Genomic DNA, 3,268 nt, shown 5'->3' with positions numbered 1-3,268 from the left:
CGCGGGCGCCACCCCGCCGGACGCCGCGGCCATCCAGCGGTAGAGTTCGGCGCTGCGCGCCAGCAGCCCGCGCCGGGCCAGCACCGACGCCGCGACGGAGCCTGCCTGCAGCGCGTCGTCCGGGTCGACGGCGTCGAGCGCGCTGAGCACCGCGTCGGCCTGGGCCAGCGCGGCGTCGAGGTCGCCCGCGCGCAGGTGCGCCTCGGCGCGCCGGGCGGCCAGCGAGAGCGGGGGCCTGCCGGCCCGGACGGCCTCGGCGTAGAGGGCGGGCGCGTCGTCGTCCTCGGCCCGCCCGGCCTCGTCGGCGGCCGCGGCGAACACGGCCGCGGCCCGGTCCCCGGTGGCGTGCGAGCCGACCATCGTCCGGGCCACGGCGAGCACGCTGCCGCCGCGGTCGAGCTCGATCTCGGCCAGCGTGCGCCGGATCTCGGTCCGCCGGGCCGGGGGCGTGCGGTCCCGCAGTGCCACCCCGACCAGCGGTACGACCTGCCCGTCGGGCCGGCACAGCCCCGCCGCGCGGGCCTGCTCGACGAGTTCGTCGAGCTCGTCGATGCCGCTGCCGGCCGCGTCCATCAGCCCGAGCAGGGGCACCAGCACCTCGGCGTCCATCGGGGCGCCGAGCGCACCGGCCAGCACCAGCTCGCGGACCCGCGGGTCCTGCCCGTCCACCGCGTAGCCGATCTGCTCGACCAGGACCGGGGGCAGCCGCAGCGCCCCGGTGGGGGCGGGGCGGCCGTCGTCCTCGCCCAGCCGCGCGGTGTCCGCGCCGGCCTCGTCCCGCATCGCGACGAGCAGGCGGTCGGTGAGCAGCGGCGACCCGCCGGAGCTCTCGTGCACCAGCCGCACCAGCCAGCCGGCCGGGCGCCGTCCGAGCACCCGGACGGCCCGGGCCGCGACCCCCGCCCGGTCCAGCGACCCCAGCACCAGCGGCGGACGGGTCGCGGCCAGCGCCGCGCCGAGCCGGGCCACCGCCGTCCCGCGCGGCCACGGACGGCGGGCCACCACGATCCGGGCGCCCGGCGTCGCGGCCCACACACGCAGGTCTTCCAGGTCCGCATCGCCGAGCAGGTGCGCGTCGTCGACGAGCAGCGCGACCGTCGACGGGTCGTCGTCCCCGATGCCGGTGCGCACCTCGACACCGGCCGCGGACCACGCGGCGGCGAGCACCCCCAACGTCACCGACTTGCCGCTGCCGGCGGGCCCGACGACGCCGACCGTCCGAGGTGCGCCCGGCTCCGCGAGCACCTCGCCCGCCAGCTGCTGCGCGGAGCGGACCCCGGCCAGCGCGTCCGGACCGGACACCGTGACACCGGCCACGCCTCGCACGTCCGACACCACCGTCCCGCCCGTCCTCTCCTCCGCTCCGGGTGAGCGAGAGTAACGGGTCACCGATCGCCATCGATCACGCATAGGCCGACCTTCCCGCTCGAGCGTCCGCCGTCCCGGGCAGCCCGACACCCGAACAGGGAGAACGACATGACCGACCGTGACGGCCCGTCCTGGGCCATCGTGCTCGCGGGCGGCCGTGGCACCCGGTTCGGGCGACTCAAGCAGTTCGAGCCGCTCGACGGGATGCGTCTGGTCGACCACACCGTGGCCGCCGCGCGCCGGACCTGTGACAGGGTCGCGGTGGTGCTACCGGCCGGTGTGGAATGGGACGGAGAGCCCGTGGACGCACTCGCCGTCGGTGGCGACCACCAGTCGGAGTCGCTGCGGGCCGGGCTGGCCGCGGTGCCCGACGACGCCGAGGTTCTGGTCGTCACCGATCCGGCCCACCCCCTGGCGACGGACCGGGTCTACGCCGACGTGGTCGCGGCCGTCCGGGCCGGGGCGGACGGCGCCGTCCCGGTGCTGCCCATACTCGACGTCGTGCAGCGGGTGGTCGACGGGCAGGTGGTGGCGACGATGCCCAAGGACGGGACCGTGATCACCCAGACACCGCAGGCGTTCCGGGCGTCGGTGCTGCGCTCCGCGCACGCCGACCGGCCGCGCCCGGTGGAGAACTCGGGCCTGGTCGCCGAGCTCGGGCACCGGGTCGTCACGGTCGCCGGGGACCCGGCGAACCTGCACGTGGCGACGGACGCCGACCTGACCGCGGTGCGGCGTCTGGGACGGCCGGCGGTTGCCCACGACGTGGGCGCACCGCTAGACAAGAACCCGTCACCGACCCGGTGACGCGAAGACAAGGACACATGACCCACAAGCGGACGGACCACACAGAGCTGGTCAGGACGGTCGCTACGGCAGCGTTCACGTGCCCCACCGCTTCCCCAGACCCCGGAGGCTCCCCATGCCGGTGATCGACCCGAACACCCCTGTCGTCATTCTCTGCGGTGGCCAGGGCACCCGTATCCGAGAGGTGAGCGAACGGCTGCCCAAGGCGATGGTCGACATCGGCGGGCGACCGGTGCTCTGGCACATCATGAAGCTCTACAGCCACTACGGCTACCGCCGCTTCATCCTGTGCCTGGGCTACAAGAGCTGGGAGATCAAGCAGTTCTTCCTGGACTACCGCGCGCACCTGTCGGACTTCACGCTCTCGCTCGCCGAGGGCGACCACACCCCGCGGTTCCACAACGACGCCGCCGACGAGAACTGGGAGATCACGTTCGCCGAGACCGGCCTGGACGCCGGCACCGGTGCCCGCCTGCGCCGGATCCGCCACTACATCGACACCCCGCAGTTCATGCTCACCTACGGCGACGGCGTCGCCGACGTGGACATCGACCAGCTGGCCAAGGCACACGCCGACGGCGGCCGGATCGGCACCGTCACCGGCGTGCACCCGACGTCGAAGTTCGGCGAGATGCACGTCGGGGACGACGTGGTCTCCGAGTTCAACGAGAAGCCCACCCAGGTCACCGGCTGGGTCAGCGGCGGGTACTTCATGTTCGAGCGGTCGTTCCTCGACGACTACCTCGACGACGAGGAGGACCTGTTCCTCGAGCACGAGCCACTCGGCCGCCTCGCCCGGGACGGGCAGCTCACCGTCAACCGGCACGAGGGCTTCTGGGCCGCGATGGACACCTACAAGGACTACCAGCTGCTCAACGAACGCTGGTCCGGTGGGAACGCCCCGTGGAAGGTCTGGAAGGAGGAGGGCCCGCGCTGGTGAGCGCCGGCCCCGCGGCCCTCAGACCGTGAGCAGCTCGGTGCCGGCCAGCCCGAGCTCGTCCAGGGTGCCGCGGACCTCACCGGTGTAGACCGGGTTCATCAGCAGCACGCTGCGCGGCGGCGCGCCGGTGAGGTCCTTCGGGGCGCGGATGGG

General features: G+C 74.4%; 2 protein-coding genes and 1 pseudogene. 2 read left to right on the top strand and 1 reads right to left on the bottom strand.

All coding sequences use genetic code 11. From position 1 onward, the window contains the following. Positions 1-1,317: pseudogene (locus I4I78_RS31390) on the bottom strand (hypothetical protein); the annotation flags it as partial. 159 nt (positions 1,318-1,476) lie between these two features. Here I4I78_RS31390 and I4I78_RS31385 point away from each other — a divergent pair. Together I4I78_RS31385 and I4I78_RS31380 are read left to right on the top strand one after the other, a co-directional pair. Next, positions 1,477-2,175 carry a 2-C-methyl-D-erythritol 4-phosphate cytidylyltransferase gene (locus I4I78_RS31385; protein WP_218615135.1) on the top strand — a complete coding sequence of 233 codons (699 nt, stop codon included), beginning with the start codon at positions 1,477-1,479 and terminating at the stop codon, positions 2,173-2,175. A gap of 115 nt (positions 2,176-2,290) precedes the next feature. Further along, positions 2,291-3,115 carry a glucose-1-phosphate cytidylyltransferase gene (locus I4I78_RS31380; RefSeq protein WP_226380802.1) on the top strand — a complete coding sequence of 275 codons (825 nt, stop codon included), beginning with the start codon at positions 2,291-2,293 and terminating at the stop codon, positions 3,113-3,115. The last annotated feature ends 153 nt before the right edge of the window (positions 3,116-3,268 follow it).

This window comes from Pseudonocardia sp. KRD291 (assembly GCF_019263595.1).
Taxonomy (GTDB): Bacteria; Actinomycetota; Actinomycetes; order Mycobacteriales; family Pseudonocardiaceae; genus Pseudonocardia.
This window is presented reverse-complemented; position numbering and strand designations above follow the sequence as displayed.

What these genes read in the sequence shown, in the direction of transcription:
- I4I78_RS31380 (WP_226380802.1), top strand. Translation starts at nt 2,291, where the DNA reads ATGCCGGTGATCGACCCGAACACCCCTGTCGTCATTCTCTGCGGTGGC.
- I4I78_RS31385 (WP_218615135.1), top strand. Translation starts at nt 1,477, where the DNA reads ATGACCGACCGTGACGGCCCGTCCTGGGCCATCGTGCTCGCGGGCGGC.